The sequence below is a fragment of the Niameybacter massiliensis genome (genome assembly GCF_001282685.1).
Classification (GTDB): Bacteria; Bacillota; Clostridia; order Lachnospirales; family Cellulosilyticaceae; genus Holtiella; species Holtiella tumoricola.
Genome location: NZ_LN875035.1, coordinates 2,256,221 through 2,281,837 on the forward strand (window position 1 = coordinate 2,256,221; position 25,617 = coordinate 2,281,837).

Below are 25,617 nucleotides of genomic sequence, written 5' to 3' on the forward strand. Positions count from 1 at the left end.
ATATGAAATTCGGATAAATTTGTCAATGGATAAGCCTATTTGTCAAAAACAATGTACAAAAAGCCCACTCCTAAGCTTAGGTTCAAACCAGGTAGACTTGGGTGGCATAAGTTCATTTGCATCTGCAACAGCTAATAATTCCTCTATGGACGTAGGATATAAGGTAAATGCAATATCCCATTCTTCCTCTGTCAACGTATTTAATACATCTAAACCTTTAATGCCTCCAACAAACGCTATCCGCTTATCTATTCTTGGATCTTGTATATGAAAAATAGGTTCTAAAACAAGCTTTTGCAAAAGTGAAGTGTCTAATGCACCTACAACATCCTTTTTATAATGTGCTAGAACCTCATCTCTTATACTTAAAGCATACCAACACTTTTTATAACCCATCCCAAATACATGTGGTGTTTCTGGTTTAAAATAGGCTTCATCTATTTTAGTGATCTTAAAATTCACCTCTAACCTTTTTATAAGCTCTTCCTTATTCAAGCCACTCTCATCTTTTAAAATGCGATTATAATCTAAAATACTAAGTTCAGACTTTGGAAATACAACACCTAAGAAATAGGCGTATTCCTCTTGTGCTTGATTACCATTACGTCCACTTTGTTCCTCTTCTTTTCTGCGTGATATGGCATAGGTAGAAGCAGCTTGTAAACGATGGTGTCCATCTGCTACATAAAGTGCTTCTAGATTTGCAAATAGCCCCTTTAGTACCTCTATATCTTTCTTATCTGAAATATTATAAGCTACTTGTCTAATTCCATATTCATCTTCGAATTTATAAAGCACTTGATGCGTTTTACAATACGCCTTTATCCAACCTTGAAGTGCTTCTTCTTCCTTACAAGTAAGAAAAATAGGTCCTGTATGTGCCATACAACTTGCCACATGCCTTATTCTGTCTGCTTCTTTATCTGCTCGAGTCTTCTCATGCTTTTTTATTTTCCCCTCAACATATTCTTGGCACGAAAAACATCCTACAATACCATATTGCTTTCCCCACTGAGATTCTAATCCATAGATGTACAAACTTTCACATTCCTCTTGAATCAAGATATGCTTATCCATTAGCTCCTGCAAAGCACAGTCTGCTGCATCTGCAATATCTTCCTTATTCCTCTCTTCACACCATGCCTCTGGTTTATCTACTTTCAAAAAAGAGTATGGATGCTTTTTCAGTCTCTCCTTAACCTCTTCATTCGTTACAACATCATAAGGTAAATCTGCTACTTCACTTACAAGTTTTTCATCTGGCCTCCACGCCCTAAAGGGCTTAATTGTAATCATAAAATTGATCCCCTTTCTAAGTGAACTTCCTCTTTCATAAAACATATTCGCATATCGCCAATGTCACCATTCATTCTATCTGATTATATACCTATTCCTTAACATCAAAATATATATCTTACCGCTTCTAAAAATAAAAGGGAGCTATATAATAGCCCCCTAGTCATTGGTATTAAATTCTATCTTTCTTTGCATAGTGTGTATGCAATAACTCATGTGCTTTATGACTCATTGGATGTCCAAAATAATCTTCATACATTTGAAGTACTGCTTGATTTTCATGTGATTTACGTACTGGTTTACCTGCATCTTCTGCAAAGAGTGCATCACGGCGTTTTTGAACGACTTCGATATTGCCACCATGATAGGGTTGACCACCACCGCCTACGCAACCACCTGGGCATGCCATAACTTCGATTGCATGGAAGTTATTTGGATTTCCTGCCTTAATTTCTTCCATTAACTTTCTGGCATTGCCAAGTCCATGTGCAATACCAATATTAAGTTCAAGATCCCCTACTTTAACTGTTGCCTTTCTCACTCCATCAAAACCTCTTAATGATTCAAATTCCACCTTTTCAAGGTTTTCTCCTGTAATTTTTTCATAAGCAGTACGTACTGCTGCTTCAATTACACCACCTGTTGTTCCAAAGATAACAGCTGCACCAGTAGATTCTCCTAATGGATTATCAAAATCTTCTTCTGGTAAACTATTAAAATCAATGTTTGCCTGTTTAATAAGTGCAGCAAGCTCACGTGTTGAAAGTGCAATATCTACATCCTTTTCAAATTCTGGCCTGTCTGCTTCATACTTTTTAGCAAGACATGGCATAATAGATACAACCGTCATTTTTTCACGTGGAACTTCAATTTTTTCTGCAAAATAAGATTTTGCAATAGCACCAAATATTTGTTGTGGTGATTTTGCTGTTGAAGGATAATCTAGCATATCACCAAATTGTGTTTCATAGAAGTTTACCCATGCTGGACAACAACTTGTAAGAAGTGGTAACTTCACAGATTCGTCTCCACTCATTACTTTTGTAATACGGTCAATAAGTTCTGAACCTTCTTCCATAATGGTGACATCAGCAGCAAAGTCTGTATCAAATACATAATTAAACCCTAATCTTCTAAGGGCTGCAGCCATTTTACCTGTCACCAAAGTACCTGGCTCCATACCAAACGCTTCACCAAGTGCTGCACGTACTGCTGGTGCTACTTGAACAATCACTGTTTTATTTGGATTTGCAAGCTGTGCTAAAACTTCATTAATTTGCTCATTTTCTACTAATGCACCTGTTGGACAAACAGCTACACATTGACCACATTGTGTACAAACGGTTTCTTCAAGTGGTGCACCAAATGCAGTTCCCACGAATGAAGGAAATCCACGATGTACACCAGAAAGTGCTCCTACAGTTTGAACTTTAGAGCACATCGTTTCACATCTACGGCACATGATACATTTATCCATATCACGGATAATGGATACACCTGCTTGCTTTGGATAAGTAGATTGTGCATAATTGACATCAAATCTAGCTTCTCTTATTCCAAACTTAACAGCCATATCTTGAAGCCCACAATGCCCTGCTTTTTCACAACTTAAGCAATCTTTTGGATGATCTGAAAGTAAAAGTTCAAGTACCATACGACGTGATTGCATAACACGTGGTGTACTTGTTCTTACAACCATTCCATTTGTAACAGGTGTGGCACAAGCTGGTGCTAAATTTTTTCGTCCATCTACTTCCACTACACATACACGACAAGAAGCTGTTTTATTTTCCATATCTGTACCATGAAGGTTTAGGTAGCAAAGTGTAGGAATATCTATCCCTACTTGTCTGGCTGCATCTAAGATTGTTGCGCCTTGGTTTACAACGGTTTCTTTTCCATCTATCGTAATTTTAAGTTCTGACATCTTCAATATCCCCCTACTCTTTTACAATAGCGCCAAAACGACATTTAGTCATACATGCACCACATTTAATACACTTAGCATGATCAATTTCATGTTTTTGTTTTGGACTACCTGAAATAGCGCTTACTGGACAAATTCTAGAACATGCAGTACATCCAATACATTTATCTGTAATGTTGTATTCGAGTAAGGCACTGCATTTACCTGCTGGACATTTATGGTCACGAACATGAGCAAGATACTCATCTTCAAACGCTTCTAATGTAGATAATACTGGATTAGGTGCTGTTTGACCTAATCCACAAAGTGCTGTATCTTTAATTGCTGCACTAAGTTCTTTTAAGGTATCTAAATCTTCCATAGTACCTTTGCCCTCTACAATCTTTGTAAGGATTTCGCAAAGACGTTTTGTTCCCACACGGCAAGGTGTGCATTTACCACAAGATTCTTCTTCGGTAAATTCAAGATAGAATTTTGCTACAGCAGGCATACAGTCTGTTTCATCCATAACAATCATACCACCTGAACCCATCATAGAACCTTTTGCAATTAAGTTATCAAAATCAATAGGTGTATCAAGATCTTTTTCTGTTAAGCATCCACCAGATGGACCACCAGTTTGAACGGCTTTAAATTTCTTACCATCTTTAATACCACCACCAATATCATAGATTACCTCTCTTAATGTAATCCCCATTGGTACTTCTATAAGACCAACATTATTGATTTTACCTGCAAGAGCAAATACTTTTGTTCCTTTTGATTTTTCTGTACCAATCTTACTGAACCAATCTGCACCTTTTAAAAAGATAACTGGAACGTTCGCAAAGGTTTCAACGTTATTTACGTTTGTTGGTTTATTCCAATAACCACTTTCAGCTGGAAATGGAGGTTTTGTTGTAGGTTCACCACGCATACCTTCCATTGAGTGAATAAGTGCTGTCTCTTCACCACATACAAAAGCACCCGCTCCAAACTTAATTTCAATATCAAAACTAAACGCTGTTCCTAAGATATTTTCACCTAATAATCCATAATTACGTGCCTGATCAATAGCAATCTCAAGACGTTTAACAGCTAAAGGATACTCTGCACGAATATATACAAGCCCTTTATTTGCACCAATTGCATAACCACAAATAGCCATCGCTTCTACAATTGAGTTTGGATCCCCTTCAAGAATTGAACGATCCATAAAGGCACCTGGATCCCCTTCGTCTGCATTACATACAACGTATTTTTGATCACTTTGATTTTTGTAAGCAAACTCCCACTTTAGACCTGTAGGGAAACCACCACCCCCACGTCCACGAAGTCCTGCTTTTTTCACTTCATCAATCACTTCTTGTTGTGTCATTGTAAGCACTGTACCAAGTGCTGCATAACCATCTCTCGCTATGTATTCATCAATATTTTCTGGATCAATAAATCCACAGTTACGAAGTGCTACACGCATTTGTTTTTTATAGAATTCCATATGTTTTGAGTCTGATACACAATCTGTTGTCGCTGGATCTACATAAAGTAGTCTTTCAACTTTTCGCCCTTTAACTACATGCTCTGCAACAATTTCTTTTGCATCTTCTGGTTTTACTTGAACATAAAACGTATTGTCTGGAAGAATTTTTACGATTGGCCCTTTCTCACAGAAACCGAAACATCCTGTTGTAAGAACTTGAACAGTATCGCTCATCCCAGCTTCCTTGATATGTAACTTAAGATTTTCTACGATTTCATGAGATCTAGATGAAATACACCCTGTACCTCCACAAACTAAAATATGCATTGTATATTGAGACATTTTAGCACCTTCTTTCCATTACTCATCAAGGGATTTATGGATAGTTGGTATAATGCCATCTACCATTTCGCCACCAAGAATATGTTTTTCTAATATTTCCTTAGCTTTTGCTTTGTCAACGTTTCCATACACAACAGGTTCTTTACCTGGTAATGTGAGTTCAATAGTAGGTTCTGCATAACAGTATCCCATACAGCCACTTTGTGTAATGACAACATTATCTACTTTTTCATCTCTTACAAGCTCTGCAAAGTAATTCATCACTTCTCTTGCCCCAGAAGCTATCCCACAGGTTGCCATTGCTACACGAACTACTACCATATTATCTACATTTTCACCTTTTACACGAAGATCTACTTTATTTTTCACATTATCTCTTAATGTTTTAAGTTGATCGAGTGACATGATTTTCGTCATAGCTTTTACCCTCCTTATTTATCAGAAATCTATTCTTGGTACTCTGCAATAATTTCTTTAACTTGCTCAGCTGTATTAATACGTCCGTATACTTTATCCCCAATCATTACAACAGGAGCAAGCCCACACGCTCCAACACATCTTAATGCATCTAATGAAAACTTACCATCAGATGTTGTTTGACCTACTTCAATGCCTAACTCATTTTTGAAAGCATCTAAAACCCTATCTGCTCCCCTTACATAACAAGCTGTTCCTAAACATACTGAAATAGGATATTTCCCTTTAGGTTCCATTGTAAAAAATGAATAGAAACTTACAACACCATAAACTTGAGCAGTTGGTATATTAAGTTTTTGACCTACGTATTCTTGTACTTCTTTTGGTAAATATCCAAAAATAGCTTGCGCTCTATGAAGCACTGAAATTAATGCACCTCGTTTTTCTGGTAATGCATCGATAAAAGCTCCTAATTCTGCATACATTTCTGTTGCAAGTGGATTGTTACATTTCTCACATGACATCGCTCTTCCTCCTTACGCTTTTGTTACATTTAGCAATAGATGTTTTATTATTTCAAGGTTTCGTTAAAAACTTCACAAGTAGTCTGAAATTTTTTAATTATATTTATGAAAATACCACAATTTTTTAGTATTGTCAACTTATTATGATTTTTATCAACTATTTATTTAATTTTATACAATTTTTATACAATTTTTAACCATTCAAACACACTTTTTTTATCTATTTTTTCCACTTCTAAAAAACTTTCTCCTTCACACAATTGTTCTAAGTAATGCGCATCCGAACTCTTCACACACCTCATACCTGGATATATTCCTTTGTAAAGTTCGTCTTTAGCATTCTTTGAAACTTCAAAAGCATCAAAATATAAATCATCTGGAATAGCACCCAAATTTGATAAGATACTATAAGCATTACGATCTATGTGTGCAGGATAAATACATCCACTCAATCCTTTGACTAATGGCACCAGCTCATAGACGGATAGCTGTGTTGCTGTTAAAAGCATACGTTCTATCTCACCTATGACTTCATCTTCTGTATTCATAATCCACTGATTTCCAAAAATAGAAGCTCTATTTTTGATTTTAGGCATACAGGCTTGTATTTGTTTCTCAGCCTCATAAGCATTTTCAAGATTTGGAAATAGAGCAATGAGATGAAATTCCTCCATACACTCTATTTCCATTCCGGGTATTACTAAAATATCTTTTTCTTTTCCTAACGCCATAATAGGTGCACAGTTACAGCAAGTATTGTGATCTGTAATAGCAATAATCTTTTTCTCCAAAAGCTCACAAAGATTAATAATATTATTAGGAGTCATCAGCTCATCTCCACAAGGCGATGCTGCTGTATGAATATGAAAGTCATAACTGACAATCATCCAACCCCTCCTAACACACCATCTTGACCTAACCTATAAGCTAATTGAAAGCTTGTAAGCGGTGTATTTAGTACTGGGATACCATTTTCTTTTGCTTTTTCTAACATTTCTTCCGTTGGCATGCTCTTTTCTGTTAGAATAATGGCCGATAGACCAATAAGACTTGCTACAGCTACTGTATTAATATGTCCTTGTATGGTTAGCCAAATCATTTCTTCCTTGGCATGAGCCATCACAAAGCTAAGTAGGTCACCTACATAACCTCCTTTGATGTTTTGCTCTATACCTTCATCACATAATACATTTAAATTGTACTGATTTGCCAGCTCTTTGACCGTCATCAAATCCCCCCTAGTCTTTTGTTGTTGGCAATATTTTTTGTGTGAGCTCAAACATGGCTTCAGATAACTCTTTAATACGCTTTCTCAACATAAAGATGCAATCCTCCACATGTGCATGCCCCTTGACTACGTCCTCAGCAAAACATCTACAAGTAGGTGCACCACATGAACCACAGTCTATTTGCGGCAACTTACTATATAGCTGTTCTATTTCTTCCATCATTTCCAAAGCTGTTCCAATATCTTCATCTAGCGAAAAAACAGGTTTAGGTACAATAGATACATTATATTTATATGGAAGAGCTTCTAATAAATGGTTGGCTTTAGTAACCTTTTCTCTCTTTGCTTCTTGTTCTTCATGTTCTATTAATTTTTTGAGTGTATGACGGCTCACAAAAGGATTTTCTATAGTAAGTGCACCACCTAAGCACCCACCTGTACAAGCTAATGCTTCTATATAATGAATTTTTGATAATGTACCATCCTCTACTTTTTCCAAAATATCAATAACACGTTCAATACCATCTACTGCAATATGGTTATCGATACCTATATTACTAATACCTCCATTCCTAGTTGCCCAACTCATCCCCCCCGGGGTTGGTTTACGCTTAATAGGGTGTGGGTGATTTTTAATTTCATGAATTACTTTTAGGTAAATCTCTTGCATTGAAAATGCCCCATCTACATAAGACTTTTCAAGTCCCTTTGGCTTATGGATATCCGTAGCTTTAGCTGGACATGGTGATATAAAGAAAACACCTACCTCTTCTTGTTTAATACCATGGCTCATATAGGCTGACTTAACATATCTAGCTGCAAGTTCCATAGGAGACATAATAGGCAAAATATGATCTATAAGAGCTGGAAAACGTCGCTGGATTAAGCGTACGATGACAGGGCAAGCCGATGAAATAACAGGAAATACCTTAACTTCTTTCATATACTGATTTGTGTACTCTGCAATATATTCTGCAGCTTCACTGACTTCGAAAACATCAGTAAATCCTATGGCATACAAGCTTCCAAGAATCTCCTCTACACTTTCACCTTTTGCAAATTGTGCATAAAAACTAGGTGCAGGCAATGCAACACGATAAGAATAACTATAAATCATATTAAAATTATCCATTACAGCACGCTTAGCACCATTTCTACAAACTGCAATACAGTTTCCACAGTCAATGCATCTCTCAGTAATAATCTTTGCTTTAGAATCTCTTACTCGAATAGCTTCTGTCGGACATCTTTTAATACAATCCGTACATCCTATACACTTCTCGCTCTCTAGTGTTACAGAATGGCTGTACATAATAGGCTTCACCTACTTCCTATTTTAAAAATACGGTTAGCTGTACTTTTGTTCCTTCTCCTACAATCGATGTAATTTTAAGTTCATCACTATACTTTTTCATATTGGGTAGCCCCATACCTGCTCCAAACCCTAACTCTCGAATTTCATGTGTCGCAGTTGAGTACCCTTCCTGCATTGCTAAATCTATATCTGGAATACCTGGTCCCTTATCTTCTAATATAACTTCTATTTTTTCCGGTAAAACATCTACCTGTATAGTACCACCATGAGCATGAATAACCATGTTCATTTCTGCTTCATACATAGCAACCGCAATTTTTCTAATTTTTGTACTATCTATGCCTAACTTTTTAAGAATATTCTTGACTTTCCCAGAAGCTTCACCTGCTAGCAAAAAATCATCTCCGTCAACTTTATAGAATAGATTCATGCTATACTTCGCCTCCACCACCTAGTCCTTTTTCATAAAGCTTCCCACAAGCCGTATAAAGGGGATAATGAGTAGATAAAAGCACAATATTTTTTTCTTTTGCAAGTTCTATCATATCTTCTGTTGGAGATTTACCTCTTACAAATACAATAGCTTTAATATCTAACATTTCAGCTGTACGAATGACTTGTGGATTAATAAGCCCAGTTAAAAGTAGTACTTTTTCTTTGGCAAAAGCTAGAACATCACTCATTAAATCACAACCGCAAGCTGCATATACATTTGAATTTAATTGTTCTTCCCCTACACATACCTTTGCTTCTAGTATTCCCTTAACTTCTTTAATCTCCATTGAGGATCCTCCCTATAAATACATATAATTATTGGTAATAGGCTGTTCCTGGTAATTGTACTTGGAATAGGCCTTCTTCTAAATTCATTTCAAAGTTTTTCACATGCTGTCCACAAAATGCCTCTTGTACCTTTCCTAATCCAATTCCTACATGCAATGCTTCTTTAGGCTGCATGAGTAAAAGTCTAGAGTAGAGCCAAGGATTTGTAGGTACTTTCATATTTTCATCAAAAGCATATTGATACTGCCTAGGATTTACAACACGAATTTGTTCTTCTCCTATTTCTACTCTTGTATATAAATAGACATTCCAATAATCTCTATGAATAATCGCATTTGCTAATACTTCACGTAATGCTTCAAAAGGATAATGAACTGGTAATAAAGGGCGTATTTTATCTTCAAAAAGCTTAAGCATATCTGATATATTCCCTGTAATGCCTATTGTCCCCTCCTTGCAACTTACTTCAAGCAACGCCTGTGGAATAAAGATTTGTGGCATCTTTCCAAATAAAAGTAAGCCTCCATATGTAGGATATAGTTGTTTTTCATCTTCTAAACTACTTATAATCCCTAATGCTTTAAGCATATGAACCTGTTGTATTGAGTGATCTTCAAAATTTTTAAGTGCATAACCAATCTGGCTAAAATCTAAATCTTCTAATGTAGCTTGACGGCATGGTACCTGTTCAAAACTAAGTATACCTTGTGCTTGAAACATTTGTGCAATCTCATGTCTCGTTGCAATATCGGTTGTTGAGCCTCTTCTTAAATAAAAAGCACCATTTTGCCTCATTTGATGTGGTGCCTGCCTACTCTTATAAATGGTTAGAATACCTACTACCTTTTGCTTATACTCTAGTGTCTCAAACTTTACCGGTACAGGTGGTACACTTCTATAAGTAATAACTTGTTGAATACGTTCCTCTATATCTTTAGGTAAATCCTGAAGACCAACAATACGTTTCGTCTTATCTTCTATTCCGAATATAATGTAACCTCTTCCACCTTCTGTATTCGCCATTGCAATAACGTCTTTTACGAATTCCTTTTTATCTGAATCTACTTCTAAGGATAGCTTATATTTAAAATCCAATTTAAAGCCTTCTTCTTCCTTCAACAAGTTTGCGAGTTTAGTCTTATTCATACTATTCACCTAAAATTCAATCTTATTTGTCTTCATTTTAGCATATCCCATTCACAAAAAACAGATAATTCAGCCATATAATATTCAATTTTATAAATTATATTATATATATTACAGAAAATTTAATCTTTTATATTTATTATCATAATCACTTCCTTTCTTTTACCCATTACAAGTTATGCTTTTATCTACTCCTTCATATACATAGTAATAAGATTTTTTACGTGAGGTACTTATATGGCAAATTCTAAAAATAACGCAGTCTGCTATTTTCGTTTATTCAATGCAAGGCCTACTAAAGATGCCTTCGACCTTTATTTAGATGATAAGCAAGTCTATAGCTATTTACTTTATGAAGACTTCACCAAATACTATCCTCTTCCTTCTGGTAAACATATTCTTAAAATTACTTATCATCACCAGATTGAGCCTTTATATGAAAAGAAAATAAATTTACAACGCCATCAAATCTATACAGGTGTTTTAGCGCACAAATACAAAGAACCTGAGAATTTTCATATTTTTTGTTTGGAAGAACCCAACAAAAAGTTAGAAGGACTTCATTTAGGAATACGTCTCTTACACTTTTCACAGCATGAAGGTACGCTGTGTTTATCTACACCTGAAGCTCCTCTTCCTATTCGTCGTATTCGCTACGGTCAGGCATCTTCATATCTTGTACGGGAAGCCAATGCCTATACTTTAAATATAGAACAAAGCCCAGAGGAGCTTACGTCAGATACAGAAACATCCGGCCCCTTGGCAATCTTAAGAAATCAAAAATTCAAACCAGGAAGGCTCTATTCTATCTTCTTTATTGGTGAGGGCACAGCTCAATTTCCCTATAAAGCAATATTAAGTATAGATGGCTATTCGTACCTTAAAATTGACTTCGAATCAAAAAGCACCTCCTAGGAATTATTTTTTCCTAGAAGGTGCTTTTTTGCGTACTGGTTTATTTGTTTTGTCTTTATGAAATTTATCTTTATAAGACTTTGGCTTATTCTCTTTTGAAGCCATTCCTTGTGATTTACTCTTTGTACGAAGCTGTAATTGATCCTCTTGCTTTGGAATTAACTTTGATACTTCCTTAGCTTTTTTAGACTTCATAACTGAATATCCAAAAGTACCCAATGTATCACCTAAAGTTAAATACGTTCCATGAGAATACGCAACTAAATCTGTATCATTTAAATGAAACTTTCCTTTTTCATCCATAAAAGCATCATCCACATAAACTTCTAATACATCTGCAATAAATAAGTCATGTGAACCTAGAGGTTTAATTTCACGGACTTTACACACAATATTGACTGGACTTTCCTCAACCATAGGTACTTTACCCTCATTATCATAATTGGGGGTAAGTTTCATTTCTTTAAACTTATCTACATCACGTCCTGACCTAACACCACAAAAGTCTGTTGCATAAGTTAAGTCACGTGTCGTCAAATTAATGACAAAATAACCACTCTCTGCAATGAGATCATAAGAATAGCGTGAAGGTCTAAGTGAAATATACGTCATCGGTGGATTAGTACAAATTGTACCTGTCCATGCTACCGTTACAATATTGGGTTTTTCTTCTGTTCCACAACTAATCATAACAACTGGTAGTGGATAAACCATATTCCCTGCTTTCCATTTTTGCTTTGCCATTCGTGCACCTCCTTGTAAGTTAGTATTGGCTATACAAATCTCATTTAATCATAAAGGCTACACTTCTAGTTTGCAAGACTTAAATGTTCCTATTTTCTGCATAAATTATAATTTCATTTTTCTAACGTCTTGCAAAATGCTCCTATTCAACCTAAGCATAGCACCTTCAATTCTAATTATTTTCACGCTTAATCGAAAATACAAGATGTGGCATATCCATTCCATAATAATGCTTAGTAAATTGGTTACATATGCTCATTCCATTACGCTTAGCAACATTTTGTGAAGCTATATTATTATCACGGATAATGGAGAATACTTCATTAGCACATAACTTTTCAAATGCATACTGCTTACATGCTCTAGCCGCCTCTGTTGCATAACCTTGATGCCAAAATGCCTTTTGAAAAAGATATCCAATTTCCATTATCTCTTTCCCATTACACATTTGTAAAGTAAGGCCACACTGACCAATCATTTCATCTGTTTCTTTTAATATAACCGCCCATAACCCAAATCCATAATCCTTATACCTCTTAATCTGTCTATCTAACCACTCCTGCACTTCCCCATCATCAAATGCATGCTCATAGGCATACATAACTTCTTTATCTTGCAAGATTTTACATAATGCTGTAAAATCTGTTTGCTGCATTTGCCTTAAATATAATCTTTCGCTTTCTAAAATTCTCATCAAGTCTTTCTCCTTAAACTTCAATCTCTGTTCTAAGTAACTATGTAGTAGTTAAACTTTCGTATTAATTATATCCAGTATTTGATTTAAAATTTTTGTTTTTTCCTCCTCTTCCTCAAAGGTATAAACTTTTCTATTACCATCTGTGTAATCTGTCAACACTCCATGCTTTGTGATACTTATACGATAAATTTCTTCTTCATCTCCTAATGTATAAGCTAAATCAATAGTATAATATTCACCTTCTGAAGTTGTATACGCTTCATTTCCATAAAATCGTACATACTCGCTTTCTGCAAGCACGCTCATTAGCTTCTTCGCTTCTTCCGATGTAAGTTTACCCTCTTTGGTGGTTACGTTATTTTTCCCCCATTGTGTAAGAATTAACTTACAATCTGTAATTGCCTCGTTCTTTGAAATCCTCAATATTTGATGTAAACTTAATGGCCTATACCAAATCGAAGCGCCTGTCAAAAAGATAATAAGTGCAAATATCGGCCAATATGGCATGTATTTCTTCATCATAACTCCCCTTCCGTTATGCCAAGTTCCTCTATACTTTTAAATTGATCAACCTGTTGTATCTCTTCTTGTATGCATTCTCCATCTTGCAAATAAATTTTATAAGCCTTTTTATTTTCTTGAGAAGTTATAATACGATACTTTCCATCTCCAATCACTATTGCACAATTATTTTCTAAAGTAATTCCTACTCTATTGCTTACTTTTATCATCTTACTAAACTCCACACTCCGTCTGCCTTCTTCAAAGTGGGGACAGTGAAAAGCATTTAGTATTCCAAGTCCTTCAAGTTCAATATATTTGTAACCATCTTCAGAGTCTTCATACTCTACTTCACTTTGTCCATAACTAAACCAACAAATAGACCCCGCACTTAATCCACAAAGCAATACGCCTCTTTTATAGGCTTCTTTAAGGAAATAATCTACATGCTTTTCCTTCCATACTTTCAACATATGGTTGGTATCTCCTCCACCTACATAGATAATATCTGCCCACTTAATTTTTTCTTCAATCTCATAAATTGATAATTGGTTATCTAAAAGATAGAGCACCTCTACTACTGCGCCTAATTGGTTTTGATAGAGCTCTTTAAAACGCTCACAATATCCTTCAGGTTCATAACTTGCCGTAGGCACAAATAAAGTTTTTGGCTTATCTTGGTTTGCAAATTCAATGATAAATTGATCTATCTTATAGGTCTCCCCTTTTGACAGTTCACCGCCACCAATTGCTACAATTTTCCCCATATTTTCACCCTTTACACTTCCCGCTGCATAGATATGAGCGTATAGATTTTCCCATCCGTTTCTCTATTTGATCTTCTTATTTCTTTAAACCCCATCTTATTCCAGAATGTAATACCCCTCTCATTACACTCATAACAAGCTAGTTCCATATATTGAAAACCTTCTACTTTGATAACACTAAGTAAATTCTCTAAGATTTTTTTACCTATTCCATGCCTATGTAATGTTTCATCTAACATAAGTAGCCCTAAATATCCTGTCTGCTTATTTGGATAGCCTTCAATAAAATCTACCAACGCTATACATTTATTCTCTTCATAAAATGCTATATAAGTTTTCTTAGAATAATCTATTCCAGGTGGTACCGCTTTGATATCTGTAATACATTCTTCCCTAGTGACATCATGTTGTTGAATTTTTGAATAGTAATAGCCATTGCTCCTCATCACTTTAAAGACATCTTCTATGATATCCTCAGTAATTTCTTTTATGTTATACTGAGGTATTTTCTTTTGTAAGTCCTCTAAAATCATTCTATAACACCTCAATTCATTTTGATAATTGTGACTTATATTAACTTTTCTGTTATAATAACATTATACTTCATTTAAGTCTATTCTTAATATTCATCATTATAAGGTGGTGTTATCTATATAATGGAGCTTCTGCCCCTTGTTGAAGACCTCATACTCATCGGCCTTCTTACAATTACACTTAAAATTATTGGTATTATTGCTGTTATACTTCTTATTCTTCTTGTGATTAGATTTATTCAAAGACATGACCATTATAAAGATTAAAGCCTAGCTAAATACCCTTTTAGCTAGGCTTTAATCTTAAAAAATACTTAAATCTAATACATCTGAAAGATAGGATAAAATTTCTATCCCACCTATGGAATTACCTTTATCATCAAGAGCTGGTCCATATACACCTATACCTATTTTATTCGGCACTGCTGCAAGAATACCACCGCCCACACCTGATTTCGCTGGAATACCTACATTGACTGCAAACTCACCAGATGCATCGTAAAGACCACAAGTCGTCATAATTGCCATAACCGTTCTACAAATAGATTTAGGAATAATCTCTTTACCTGTTTTTAAGCAAATACCATTATTACTATATAATGTACCTATTCTTGCAAGGTCTTGGCAATTCATTTCTATTGAACATTGTTTAAAATAGACTTGAATCAAACTTTCTACATCTTCTTCAATAACACCTGTACTCTTCATAAAATAAGCTAATGAGCGATTTCTATCTCCCGTTTGAACTTCTGAATGGTACACATCTTCATTAATTGAAATATGGGGATTATCTGATACAAGCTTTGCAAAATCTAAAATTCTTTCAATCTGTTCATTTCCACCCTTGCCTAATATAAGAGAAGTTGTGGCAATAGCCCCTGCATTAATCATAGGATTAAGAGGCTTTTGAAGATGTTTAAGCTCTAATCTCACAATTGAGTTAAAAGGATCACCAGTAGCCTCTACCCCTACTTTTCCAAATACTTTATCAAATCCATTATCCATAAGGGCTAATGTTAAGACAAGCACTTTTGATATACTTTGAATAGTAAATTTCTGTTGGTAGGAACCTACACCATATTCCTTTCCATCTAATGTTCTAATATAAACGCCTAAATCTGACGAATTAACTTTTTGTAATTCTGGTATATAACTCGCCGGATTCCCATTGTGGGTATACTTTTGTCCATGTAAAATAGCTTCTTGCAATATTTTTTCCATGTTTCCTCCTAGATGTCCGTTAAAATATATTATTTTTAATCTTCCCTGTATCTTATATTCTAAACTTATTTAATTCATCTTCTTCTCCAATTTATCAGTTCTTCATAAGACTTGATTTTTTAATCTTTTATCTTTCTTCAATCAAATAAAGTTTCAAAATGACAATTTAGATGAGCTTTAAAGCACATTTCCACCTGCTCTTTTGTATTACGGGTTATAGATAAATCAGGCAAATGGTTCTGTTCAAAAAATCTACTTTCTTCTGTTTCAATATTTCTTTCAAACTTACCATTTACAAATTCACACAATACAAATATGGTATAAATACTTTGCATGGAAATAGGCTTATTATAGCGATTTCGATCTAATATGGCAATGATTTTTTTCGGGATAATACTAACCCCTGCTTCCTCTTTTGCTTCTTTTATTATATTTTCAGATACAGATAGGTTAACATCTGCCCATCCACCAGGCATACTCCATAAACCATCCTGACTTTCTTTAACAAGTAAAATCCGATTGTCTTTGATGATCGCCCCTCGTACATCCACTTTAGGCGTTAAATAGCCTGTTTCTTGTGCGAGTAATTCTTCTACTTTTCTAACACCTATCTGGGTATACTCACTTATAATTTCAGCAGCTAGTTTTTCTAACTGATTAAATCTATCCAAATCATACTTATCTTTTGAATAGGTAAGTCCCGCTCTTGCAATAGATTGTATTTCTCTAGCCCATATTAACCATTTAGGTTCCATCAGATACCTCCAATAATGATTATCATGTTCTATTTTATGCATCCTTTTTTCATTTAATAAGAAAAAGCACCTTATCCTACAAGATAAAATGCTTTTTTTATCATTATAATTGTTTTACAAGAACGTATCTTCTAAGCCCGCCATATTTAAGCTTATCAACCTTAATTTCATAACCTAGTTTCAAGAAATTGTTCACACTAAACGTATTGTCAGGTGATGCTGTTGCACATATAATAGGTGTACCTTGCTCTTTCGCCACTTCTTCTAGCAATTCACACATAATATATTGAAGTTTATTCCCTCTATAATCTGCTTGAACAAGTACTGTATCTACTTGTCCAACTTTCAATAAATCATCTCCTTCTAATCCTAAATCATAGCCATAGTTATGCAAATCATAACCTCTCTTAAGGTAAATAGCTACTGCTACTAGTTCATCTTCTGGTGTCATATAACCTAAGTGTATGCCACCCATTGTCATATTACGCTCTATTTCCTCTCTATCAGATGGAACATAAAGATGTTTATCTTCTAGCATCTCTAGTACCTCATTTTGTAAAGCCAAAATTTTATCTATATCATCAAGTACTAAAGTTTTCAAAGTAAGCTCTACTGCTACTCCGTCTTTTCTTATCGCTTTTAGTGTTCTATTCATCCTATTTCTCTCCTGTTTCTTTTCTTATCACTTATTATAGAGGGTAGTTAACAAAAATAGCAAATATAAAATAAAGTACATGTAATTTCTCAACCTTGTCACACTTTTCCCAGCTCAACATAATATAGAATTATAATAATCTTTTAAGGAGGTTTTACTATGGCATGTAACTGCTGTAATAACTGCCGTCATCACTGTTGTCATCATTGTCCTTCTCGACCAACTACTCCTTCTTGTGCAACATTAGCTAAAGACGTAACCAAACTTATTAACAAAATTAATACTAAAGTTGATGAATTAGAGGATGCCTTTGATGCACTTGAAGACAATGGTTGCATTAAATCTGCCAATACAGGCTGCAATGGTTGTGGTTGTAATCACTGTGGTTGCAATAATTGTGGATGCAATAGAAATTCTGACTTTCATTACGGTATCTGTAGATAATTAATTAGTAGAATATAAAAAAGCTCCTTAGTAACATCTACCTACTAAGGAGCTTTATATATCCATGTACAAAAGCTTACTCTACCTTGGTTTATTTAATAAAACCTCTAAAATACCTATTTCATTCATTTACACCCTATAACACTACCCTACTACAGAGTTATCTAATAATACTACATCCTTCTTTCTATAAATATTTAAGAATAATCCCATTAAAACAAAGTTCATAACCATACCTGTTCCTCCATAGGAAACAAATGGAAGTGATATACCAATAAGTGGTAAGTATCCTAAGTTCATCCCTATATTATAAAAGAACTGTATCGTAAATAAGCTTACTATCCCTATACAAAGTAACTTGCCATAACTATCTTGTATTTTCCATGCTACCTTGTACATACGAATAATCATCATTGCAACCATAATAATGAGTATAGCTGCTATAAACCAGCCAAAGCACCCAATAATAACAGTAAGCATATAATCACCAAAAGGATCTGGGACATTAGCTGATACAACTTGGAATCCACTATCTCCTAATAAACTTGCCTGTTCTCTTACATTTTTAAGTTGCATAGGAATGTAACCCATACCTACAGGATCTTGTTCTGGACTCAAAAATACATCTATGCGCGCTTTTCTATAAGGTGCTTGCAAGTACCAAAAAGCTCCGAATATACCAACGCCTCCTGTTAGGCTATATAAAATTGTTAGAAATTGCTTTCTATTCCCATCAAAATCTTTACTTAAGATATGACTTGTTACTATAAGTAAAAAGATTATACCTAAAAGAAAAGCTGATCTAAACTGTTCATCCATGATCAATATAATAGGAAGAATACCTACTATACCTAATACAAAATAATCTTTTGACCTTTCTTTTGCAAAACATTTTATAAGTCCTATATAGCCAACGATCAGTGTAGGTACAACCATAGTATAAACACCTATGGAAAGGCTCCCTATTCTAATCCAACTTCTACTACCATTTACATCTATTCCAAAGAACTTATTATAAACCAATAGTAAAAGTGCTATGCCATAAATCCATACTGACCACTTTTTTAAATATCTATAATCAAAGAAGTATGCACTTATAAAACCTAAAATACCCAATCCAATAAATACAACTTGCCTACCAAAGTAGTAAGCTATCTCACCTTGTGTTGTCTGTATGTTCCAATATACAAAAGCACCAACACCTATTGTGACAATACCAATAAGAAGTGCAAGTACAGACCATTCCATATGATATGCATGTGCTTTATTTAAATCCTTGCCTACTTCAGCGGCACACCCCATTTGTTCTACTGCTTTTTTGTATGCAAGTGTTTCATCCATTCCTTCTTCTATGTAGGATTCTTTGATACATTCAATATGATCTATCAATTCTTCTTCAAGGGCACTATGAATTTTTTTACATTTTACTTTACTTAAAACATTCTTTAGATAGTTAGCAACTGCCAAGTTCACCATATGCACCTCCTCCTATAATACCTGCAACACCTTTTGAATAGGCAAGCCATTCTGTCTTCTTATCTACTAAAAGTTTCTTTCCATTTTTAGTAATACGATAGTATTTACGTTTTCTACTTTTTTCTGTTTCCTCCCAATAAGCCTCAATCATCCTCTCAGCTTCTAAATTGTGAAGAATAGGATACAAAGTCCCTTCTTTTAAAGTAAAAAGAGACTGAGAGCGGTTTTCAAGTTCCTTTACCATTTGATACCCATATTTATCTCCTTCATCCAATAATTGTAAAATCAATAATGTTGTCGTTCCTTTTAATAACTCTTTATTAATTGCCAAGTTTCTATCTCCCTTCATATACCTCGTAAATCTATGCACTTTAAATCTATGTATATTCTATAAAACTATTTTCTTTACGTCAATATCATTTTTCTATCCTTTAAAACTTCCTATATTTGTCTTATTTTCATTTCATGGTATAATAAAATTAAAAATTATACATGCTATGCATCATATGCAAACGGAGGTTTATATGTTTAGAACAATTTATTGGTATGGCTATTTTGCCATCAGCCTTCTCTTCACTTTACCTGCTCTTAGAAAAGCAAAAAAATTAGTTGCAAGCGGAGATACGGAGAATGCTGAAGCTTATATCAACCAAATCACAATGAAATGGGCAATGGCACAAGTAAAAAATAGTGGCGCTAATGTTCAAGTTCATGGACTTGATAATATTCCAAAAGATCAAGCTGTTGTCTTTATTAGCAATCACCAAAGCAACTTTGATACAGCTCTTTTTATGAGTTTTATTGACAAACCAAAAGGTTATATTGCCAAAGTTGAAACAGATAAAATTTATATTGTACGTGACTGGATGCGTCTCATTCACTGTGTCTTTATGGATCGTTCTACACTAAAAGGTGCTGCTTCTGCTATTGTAGAAGGAGTTAAACTCATTAAAGAAGGCCATTCTCTTGTTATCTTCCCTGAAGGTACACGTAGTAAAGGCGGCCCACTTGGTGAATTCAAATCAGGAAGTTTTAAACTTGCAACAAAACCAAAAGCACTTATTGTTCCCGTTACAATGGATGGAACTTATAAACTTATGGAAGCTCAAGGTGGCAAAATCAAACCTGCAACAGTAAATATGTATATTCACCCACCTGTTGAGACTGCTAACCTAACTAAAGAAGAACAAGCAGAACTTCCAGAACGTATCAAAGCAATCATTGCTTCTAAACTCCCAAACAATGGACAAGGTGAACTTAACGCATAAGTTCCTTATAATAAAAATCCCCTCTCACGTAGGTTTTATTAACCTATGTGAGAGGGGATTTTTTAACATCTAAAATTTAACTTACAAGACCTTCAAATTGTGCTTCGTATAAAGTCTTATATAAACCTTCTTTTTCAAGAAGTTTATCATGACTACCTATTTCTTCAATACCTTCCTTACCTAATACAACAATCTCATCTGCATTACGAATTGTAGATAGTCTATGAGCAACTACGATTGTTGTACGATTTTTACATACTTCATCGATTGCTTGTTTAATCATAAACTCTGTTGCATTATCAAGTGCTGAGGTTGCTTCATCCAAAATAAGGATGGATGGATCTTTAAGAAATACTCTTGCAATAGAAAGACGTTGTTTTTGTCCACCAGACAGTTTTACACCACGCTCTCCTATGTAAGTATCATAACCATTTGGTAGCCCACTTACAAATTCATGAATGTAAGCTTTCTTAGCTGCTTCTACTACTTCTTCATCTGTTGCATTTGGATTACCATAAAGAATATTTTCTTTGATTGTTCCTGTAAAGAGGAATACTTCCTGAGATACAATTCCAATATGACTTCTAAGACTCTCTAATTGAAGATCATAGATACTTGTACCATCAATAAAGATATCTCCCCCATCAATTTCATAAAATCTTGGAATCAAGTTACAGAAGGTTGTCTTACCACCACCAGATGGACCTACTAAAGCTACCATCTTTCCTTTTGGAATAATCAAATCCATTTGATTCAAGATATATTCATCTTCATATTTGAAGCTTACATTTTTAAAGCAAATTTCACCTTCTACTTTTTCAAGCGTTTTAGCATCTTGTTTATCTGTTTCTTCTAACTCATCCATTAACTCTGTAAAACGTTTATAACCTGTCATACCACTTTGGTACTGTTCCATAAAGTTTACAAGTTTCTTAATGGGTTGGGTAAACATCTTAATATAGAGAAGGTAAGCCATAAAATCACCAAATGTGATAATCCCTTTAATTGTAAAAAGCCCACCTGCTATCATACATACGTAATCTAGCATATCAATACAAAGTGTAGAACCTGAAAAATACTCAGCCATCACTTTATAAGCTTTTTCTCTAGCATTTTTGAAGTCATTATTACCTGCTTGGAATTTTTCTACTTCTTTGTCCTTGCTACAGAAACTTTTTGAAACACGCATGCCTGCAATGCTATTTTCTAAAATTGCATTAACCTTACCTGTTTCTACACGGCTTGCAGTAAAAGCTTTACTCATTTTGTCACGTTTTTTCCAAGTAAACCAGAAAATAAGTGGAATAAAAGCAAAGATAATCAATGTAAGCGGTACATTAATATTCACTAACACAAGGAAAGAACCAATAATCATAACACCAGAAATAAATAAATCTTCTGGGCCATGGTGCGCAAGTTCTGAAATATCCATCAAATCATTAATAATACGAGACATTACATCTCCCGTCTTCGTACGATCAAAAAAGCTACAAGGTAACTTTTGTAGATGCAAGAAAATGTCTCTACGCATATCTGCTTGCATGCGCACCCCTACTACGTGTCCCCAATATTGCATAAAATAGCTACATACATATTTAATCGCAAAGATTACGAGAAGGGTTACCGCGAAGACACCTATCATTCTCATCTCTTGATTCGGTATACTTTCATTAATCAGTTCTCTTGTCATCATCGGATAAACAAGATCACACATTGCAAAAATAAAGGCTACAAATAAATCTAAGAAGAATAATTTCTTGTAAGGTTTATAGTAGCTCATGAACTTTTTGAACATATCATCACCCTTTCTAGTCAAAAATTCATTCTGTTTTATTGTATCACAGAACATATGTTTCGCCCATATAAAAAAACTTATAAAACTTTTAAAAACCTGGAACCTCTTTTTGTTTATTTACGTCTAAGTTTTATGTATAATTAATAATGCTAATTATTTACTATCAACCTAAAGGAGGCTCTTCCTATGAGCAAAAAATTATTAATGTTATTAACAGCAATGGGAACATTAAGTGTAACGCTTATTGCTGCACCAATCGTAAAAGATGTTACAGCTAAACTTGATCCAACTATTACTTTCAACTTAAATGGTGAACAAGTAATGAAAGACAGCAATGCACTTATGTATAATGATACACTTTATTTACCAGTACGTGCCATTGGTACAGAATTAGGTGCTGAAATTAACTACAAAGATAAAGTCGTTTATATCGATACTGAAGAAACTACTATGAATGAAGCACGTACAAAAGGTAGCGAATCAGTTGAAGCTACAGAAACTACACCAGCTCTTGAAGCAGTACGAATTGAATCCGCTACACTTAAAGATATCGATGCAGATGGTACACAACTCACTATCCTACCAGCAGGCAAAGAAGATATAGCTGCTAATATGATTATCCTTAACTTAAGTGAAGAAACAACAATTACTGTAGATGGTAAAGAAGCTACACTTGCAGACCTTTCTCTTGGTATGGAACTTAGCGTAAGTCACTCACAAATGATGACACGTTCTCTTCCACCACAAACACCAGCCTTCACAGTTGAAGCTAAAACAACTACTGAAGGTGAAACACTTCCTGAATCTATTACTTTAGAAGATGTTCAAGTTGTAGAAGTAAACAAAACAAATTTTGGTTACCAAGTAACTGTAGGAAAAAATGAAAATCCAGAGAATCCTGAAAACCAAACTATCTTAAATGTAAATGATGATACACTTATTCATCATGAAAAAAATAAAATGATTTATAAAGCTGAAGACCTTGAAAAGGGTATGAAAGTGACTGTAAAACATTCACCAATTATGACATTATCTCTTCCAGGTCAAACAACTGCATTCGAAATTACAATCTTAGCACAATAATAAAGTAAAAGTGGATCGACTAGATATCTAGTCGATCCACTTTTTTACTTTATATTTTATTTTTATAATCTAGAAATAATCAGAAAAATAAGCTGTCTGTTGCTCAATGGCATCCTCTAACATATCTAGTGTTTCTGTACTACATAAAAGTCGCCCTATTTTATAAAGATAGTCTGGTCGCTTGTATCCAAGAAGCATGGTCGTCATTGTTTGAATATCTATTTTATCATGATTTTTGCCCGCTATACGCACAATCTTACCCTTACCATCTTTTGATATAGTTAAAGTGAAAGTTCCTTGATTGCAAGCCATAAGTGGATCATCCATTGTAAAAGTCCATTCCCTTTCAACGGTGTCTGGCTTAAATGGATACTGAGCAATAAACTGTTCTAAATCTACAATACGTGCCATAAAGTACGGCGAAATACTTTCTTTAATATCTGCATCCTCTAACAAAAAGGCCAGAGGCTCATCTGTATAAGTATTACCTATGACCTTAGTAATCATGGAAAAATGAGCACTTATAAAATTCCACAAACCACTACGTGCTTCTTCATTGACAAAAATCATATCTTTAATATGAAAAACTTCATCTCTAATCCAGTATAAGACATAACCATCTGGCTCATTGTGCTCATTATAGTAAACAGCAGCCATTAAATCATCTGAATCCCAAAGTAAATATTCATTCCATGCTAAATTATCTCGTAGCAATGCACCATGAGTTTGAATTGCGAATCGATTGTAAGCTTCTCTTACTTCATCACTTTCCACATCGACTCTCTCAACCTCTCCTGCAACTTGCTTTCTCTTTGGCAACTGATAATCATTAATTTCATAGGTAATCTTATCCGATATAATCTCCCAGCCTTTTCTACGATAATAAGGAATAGAATAAGGATATAAATAAGAAATTGTCTGATTTTTTTCTTTCATATTCTTCAAGGCTTGGTCTAGCAACTTATGCATTAGCCCTTGATTTGCATATTCTGGATAAGTCCCAACACCAGTTAGTCCTCCCATATCATAGGTTCTATTAAAGATACGTACCTTCATTGGGTATACAGCTACTTGAGAAACTAGCTTATCTCCATCGAACCAGCCCCATACATCTGCTTGTTGTAATGTAGGCGTCTTTGCCCTAATCATTTCTTTTTCTTCCCAACCAATTTGTTGCAATTCTTGATCGGTTACTTGAAAAACATATCTTAAAAGTTGATTATATTGCTCAAGATGCTCTACACCAACTCTTTTCATTTTCAATTGTTTTCTTCGTGCCATATCAATTCACTTTTATCCTTTCAAACTTACCATTATTACAATCTATCTTAATATTTAGTATAAGCATTATATATGTAGAAAGATTGTATTTTATTCTGTTTATAGGATTTGATTGAGTTTTTCTTTATCTTCTACCAAAATACTTATTCTATCTGAGATAATTCCAAAAGTTTATTTACACTATCTTCAGCTTGTTCTACAGAAATATTCTCTATAATTGATAACTCATCAAATAAAAGTTTTTTCGCTTGCCCTAGCATTGTTTTTTCCATACTATTAAGAGGTTTAATATTGTCTATACACATTAACTCTCTAACCACTTCACTACATCCTATAAAAGAACCTAAAGAAAGCTTTTCTTGATTTTCTTTACTCCTCTTCTTAATATCTGTAGAATAATTAAGTTCTATATCTTTTGTAGATAAAATAGCCTCTACTTTATCTACTTCTTTCCTATCACTTATTTTTCTAAAACGTGAGTTTTCAATTCTGTCAGTAGGAATCATCATAACCATGCTTGGATCTTTCATCTGTATGACTACATGTTCTTTTGATTCATTGAGTATAGTTTTTACTTCTATTGCTTCAATAACTCCACTACCTCTTAAAGGATAAAAAACAACTTCACCAATTTCAAACACCATTTCACCTCTATCCATTTGTCTTTATTATAAAAAAACAGATAGAACTAGCGTCCTATCTGTTTTACTAACTTATGCTCTTGTTACGTTTTCAGCTTGCTCTCCACGAGCACCTTTTACTACATCAAAGTTTACTTTTTGACCTTCTTCAAGAGTTTTGAATCCATCACCTTGAATTGCTGAGAAATGTACGAATACGTCATTTCCGTTTTCTGTTTGAATAAATCCGAAACCTTTTTCTGCGTTAAACCATTTAACTGTACCTGTCATTGTGGTACCTCCTATTATTTATGAATTTTTTGTATATGCATTAAACTAAAAAATCCACATGTAATTACAAATTATATAATTTCTATATAATCTCTAATTACATGTGAAATCTATAAATGTTTACTGTATATATT

30 protein-coding genes are annotated in these 25,617 nt (G+C 34.3%); 5 read left to right on the top strand and 25 right to left on the bottom strand.

What is annotated here, in order from left to right; genetic code table 11:
- Nucleotides 1-42 precede the first annotated feature (42 nt).
- The 11 genes from BN2390_RS16235 to BN2390_RS16285 form a co-directional block, all read right to left on the bottom strand.
- Nucleotides 43-1,296: a DUF1015 domain-containing protein gene (locus tag BN2390_RS16235; protein ID WP_053985356.1), complete on the bottom strand. Its 1,254-nt coding sequence runs from the start codon at nt 1,294-1,296 to the stop codon at nt 43-45.
- A gap of 172 nt (nt 1,297-1,468) precedes the next feature.
- Nucleotides 1,469-3,223, bottom strand: a complete 1,755-nt coding sequence (locus tag BN2390_RS16240; RefSeq protein WP_053985357.1) for an NADH-dependent [FeFe] hydrogenase, group A6 — start codon at nt 3,221-3,223, stop codon at nt 1,469-1,471.
- A 13-nt stretch (nt 3,224-3,236) separates the two neighbouring features.
- Entirely contained in the window at nt 3,237-5,024 is a 1,788-nt protein-coding gene (gene nuoF / locus BN2390_RS16245; protein ID WP_053985358.1) for an NADH-quinone oxidoreductase subunit NuoF, read from the bottom strand.
- 18 nt (nt 5,025-5,042) lie between these two features.
- Nucleotides 5,043-5,441, bottom strand: coding sequence for a (2Fe-2S) ferredoxin domain-containing protein (locus tag BN2390_RS16250; RefSeq protein ID WP_053985359.1), 399 nt, complete (start codon nt 5,439-5,441; stop codon nt 5,043-5,045).
- 29 nt (nt 5,442-5,470) lie between these two features.
- Entirely contained in the window at nt 5,471-5,965 is a 495-nt protein-coding gene (locus BN2390_RS16255) for an NADH-quinone oxidoreductase subunit NuoE family protein (RefSeq protein ID WP_053985360.1), read from the bottom strand.
- Nucleotides 5,966-6,147: 182 nt separating this feature from the next.
- Nucleotides 6,148-6,852, bottom strand: a complete 705-nt coding sequence (locus tag BN2390_RS16260) for a PHP domain-containing protein (RefSeq protein WP_053985361.1) — start codon at nt 6,850-6,852, stop codon at nt 6,148-6,150.
- A complete protein-coding gene (locus BN2390_RS16265; RefSeq protein ID WP_053985362.1) occupies nt 6,849-7,193 on the bottom strand; it encodes a DRTGG domain-containing protein in 345 nt (114 codons plus the stop codon). Before BN2390_RS16265 ends, BN2390_RS16260 begins: the two co-directional genes overlap by 4 nt.
- Nucleotides 7,194-7,203: 10 nt before the next feature.
- A complete protein-coding gene (locus tag BN2390_RS16270) occupies nt 7,204-8,505 on the bottom strand; it encodes a [Fe-Fe] hydrogenase large subunit C-terminal domain-containing protein (protein WP_198524974.1) in 1,302 nt (433 codons plus the stop codon).
- 19 nt (nt 8,506-8,524) lie between these two features.
- Nucleotides 8,525-8,938 (bottom strand): ATP-binding protein, encoded by a 414-nt coding sequence (locus BN2390_RS16275; RefSeq protein ID WP_053985364.1) that lies wholly within the window; start codon nt 8,936-8,938, stop codon nt 8,525-8,527.
- Nucleotide 8,939: 1 nt separating this feature from the next.
- The gene (locus BN2390_RS16280; RefSeq protein ID WP_053985365.1) at nt 8,940-9,290 is read right to left on the bottom strand and encodes a DRTGG domain-containing protein; all 351 of its coding nucleotides are present in this window, start codon (nt 9,288-9,290) and stop codon (nt 8,940-8,942) included.
- 28 nt (nt 9,291-9,318) lie between these two features.
- The gene (locus tag BN2390_RS16285; RefSeq protein ID WP_053985366.1) at nt 9,319-10,437 is read right to left on the bottom strand and encodes an AlbA family DNA-binding domain-containing protein; all 1,119 of its coding nucleotides are present in this window, start codon (nt 10,435-10,437) and stop codon (nt 9,319-9,321) included.
- A 237-nt stretch (nt 10,438-10,674) separates the two neighbouring features.
- On the opposite strand from BN2390_RS16285, the gene BN2390_RS16290 reads away from it, so the two are divergent.
- Entirely contained in the window at nt 10,675-11,352 is a 678-nt protein-coding gene (locus BN2390_RS16290) for a DUF4397 domain-containing protein (protein WP_053985367.1), read from the top strand.
- A gap of 3 nt (nt 11,353-11,355) precedes the next feature.
- Here the strand turns inward: BN2390_RS16290 and BN2390_RS16295 are convergent, their stop codons facing one another.
- The 5 genes from BN2390_RS16295 to BN2390_RS16315 form a co-directional block, all read right to left on the bottom strand.
- The gene (locus tag BN2390_RS16295) at nt 11,356-12,096 is read right to left on the bottom strand and encodes a flavin reductase family protein (protein ID WP_082238830.1); all 741 of its coding nucleotides are present in this window, start codon (nt 12,094-12,096) and stop codon (nt 11,356-11,358) included.
- Between the two features lie 172 nt (nt 12,097-12,268).
- Nucleotides 12,269-12,790 carry a GNAT family N-acetyltransferase gene (locus BN2390_RS16300; RefSeq protein ID WP_053985368.1) on the bottom strand — a complete coding sequence of 174 codons (522 nt, stop codon included), beginning with the start codon at nt 12,788-12,790 and terminating at the stop codon, nt 12,269-12,271.
- Between the two features lie 51 nt (nt 12,791-12,841).
- Nucleotides 12,842-13,312, bottom strand: a complete 471-nt coding sequence (locus tag BN2390_RS16305; protein ID WP_053985369.1) for a hypothetical protein — start codon at nt 13,310-13,312, stop codon at nt 12,842-12,844.
- The gene (locus tag BN2390_RS16310) at nt 13,312-14,061 is read right to left on the bottom strand and encodes a Type 1 glutamine amidotransferase-like domain-containing protein (protein WP_053985370.1); all 750 of its coding nucleotides are present in this window, start codon (nt 14,059-14,061) and stop codon (nt 13,312-13,314) included. The genes BN2390_RS16305 and BN2390_RS16310 overlap by 1 nt, the downstream gene beginning before the upstream one ends.
- Nucleotides 14,062-14,072: 11 nt before the next feature.
- On the bottom strand, nt 14,073-14,594 hold the full coding sequence (locus BN2390_RS16315; protein WP_053985371.1) for a GNAT family N-acetyltransferase: 522 nt from the start codon (nt 14,592-14,594) through the stop codon (nt 14,073-14,075).
- A gap of 123 nt (nt 14,595-14,717) precedes the next feature.
- Between BN2390_RS16315 and BN2390_RS21795 the strand changes: the two genes are divergently transcribed.
- Nucleotides 14,718-14,861, top strand: a complete 144-nt coding sequence (locus BN2390_RS21795; protein ID WP_154668843.1) for a hypothetical protein — start codon at nt 14,718-14,720, stop codon at nt 14,859-14,861.
- 36 nt (nt 14,862-14,897) lie between these two features.
- Here BN2390_RS21795 and glsA read toward each other — a convergent pair whose 3' ends face one another.
- From glsA to BN2390_RS16330, 3 genes are all read right to left on the bottom strand, one after another.
- On the bottom strand, nt 14,898-15,815 hold the full coding sequence (glsA, locus tag BN2390_RS16320) for a glutaminase A (protein ID WP_053985372.1): 918 nt from the start codon (nt 15,813-15,815) through the stop codon (nt 14,898-14,900).
- Nucleotides 15,816-15,952: 137 nt separating this feature from the next.
- Nucleotides 15,953-16,570 (bottom strand): NUDIX hydrolase N-terminal domain-containing protein, encoded by a 618-nt coding sequence (locus BN2390_RS16325; RefSeq protein WP_053985373.1) that lies wholly within the window; start codon nt 16,568-16,570, stop codon nt 15,953-15,955.
- 103 nt (nt 16,571-16,673) lie between these two features.
- Nucleotides 16,674-17,225 carry a GNAT family N-acetyltransferase gene (locus BN2390_RS16330; protein WP_053985374.1) on the bottom strand — a complete coding sequence of 184 codons (552 nt, stop codon included), beginning with the start codon at nt 17,223-17,225 and terminating at the stop codon, nt 16,674-16,676.
- 159 nt (nt 17,226-17,384) lie between these two features.
- Here BN2390_RS16330 and BN2390_RS16335 point away from each other — a divergent pair, with 159 nt between their 5' ends.
- Nucleotides 17,385-17,669, top strand: a complete 285-nt coding sequence (locus BN2390_RS16335; RefSeq protein WP_053985375.1) for a hypothetical protein — start codon at nt 17,385-17,387, stop codon at nt 17,667-17,669.
- A 144-nt stretch (nt 17,670-17,813) separates the two neighbouring features.
- Here BN2390_RS16335 and BN2390_RS16340 read toward each other — a convergent pair whose 3' ends face one another.
- Nucleotides 17,814-19,142 (bottom strand): FtsW/RodA/SpoVE family cell cycle protein, encoded by a 1,329-nt coding sequence (locus BN2390_RS16340; protein ID WP_207642820.1) that lies wholly within the window; start codon nt 19,140-19,142, stop codon nt 17,814-17,816.
- Nucleotides 19,123-19,476: a PadR family transcriptional regulator gene (locus BN2390_RS16345; RefSeq protein ID WP_053985377.1), complete on the bottom strand. Its 354-nt coding sequence runs from the start codon at nt 19,474-19,476 to the stop codon at nt 19,123-19,125. Before BN2390_RS16345 ends, BN2390_RS16340 begins: the two co-directional genes overlap by 20 nt.
- 193 nt (nt 19,477-19,669) lie before the next feature.
- On the opposite strand from BN2390_RS16345, the gene BN2390_RS16350 reads away from it, so the two are divergent.
- Nucleotides 19,670-20,413 (top strand): lysophospholipid acyltransferase family protein, encoded by a 744-nt coding sequence (locus BN2390_RS16350; RefSeq protein WP_053985378.1) that lies wholly within the window; start codon nt 19,670-19,672, stop codon nt 20,411-20,413.
- Nucleotides 20,414-20,489: 76 nt separating this feature from the next.
- Here the strand turns inward: BN2390_RS16350 and BN2390_RS16355 are convergent, their stop codons facing one another.
- Complete coding sequence (locus tag BN2390_RS16355) at nt 20,490-22,208, bottom strand: ABC transporter ATP-binding protein (protein WP_053985379.1); 1,719 nt, start codon at nt 22,206-22,208, stop codon at nt 20,490-20,492.
- A gap of 186 nt (nt 22,209-22,394) precedes the next feature.
- On the opposite strand from BN2390_RS16355, the gene BN2390_RS16360 reads away from it, so the two are divergent.
- The gene (locus BN2390_RS16360) at nt 22,395-23,291 is read left to right on the top strand and encodes a stalk domain-containing protein (RefSeq protein ID WP_053985380.1); all 897 of its coding nucleotides are present in this window, start codon (nt 22,395-22,397) and stop codon (nt 23,289-23,291) included.
- 69 nt (nt 23,292-23,360) lie between these two features.
- Here BN2390_RS16360 and BN2390_RS16365 read toward each other — a convergent pair whose 3' ends face one another.
- The 3 genes from BN2390_RS16365 to BN2390_RS16375 all read right to left on the bottom strand — a co-directional run bounded on the left by BN2390_RS16365 (nt 23,361) and on the right by BN2390_RS16375 (nt 25,483).
- Complete coding sequence (locus BN2390_RS16365; protein WP_053985381.1) at nt 23,361-24,572, bottom strand: GNAT family N-acetyltransferase; 1,212 nt, start codon at nt 24,570-24,572, stop codon at nt 23,361-23,363.
- 143 nt (nt 24,573-24,715) lie between these two features.
- Nucleotides 24,716-25,231 (bottom strand): CarD family transcriptional regulator, encoded by a 516-nt coding sequence (locus BN2390_RS16370; protein ID WP_082238831.1) that lies wholly within the window; start codon nt 25,229-25,231, stop codon nt 24,716-24,718.
- Nucleotides 25,232-25,285: 54 nt separating this feature from the next.
- Entirely contained in the window at nt 25,286-25,483 is a 198-nt protein-coding gene (locus tag BN2390_RS16375; RefSeq protein ID WP_053985383.1) for a cold-shock protein, read from the bottom strand.
- Between the last annotated feature and the right edge of the window lie 134 nt (nt 25,484-25,617).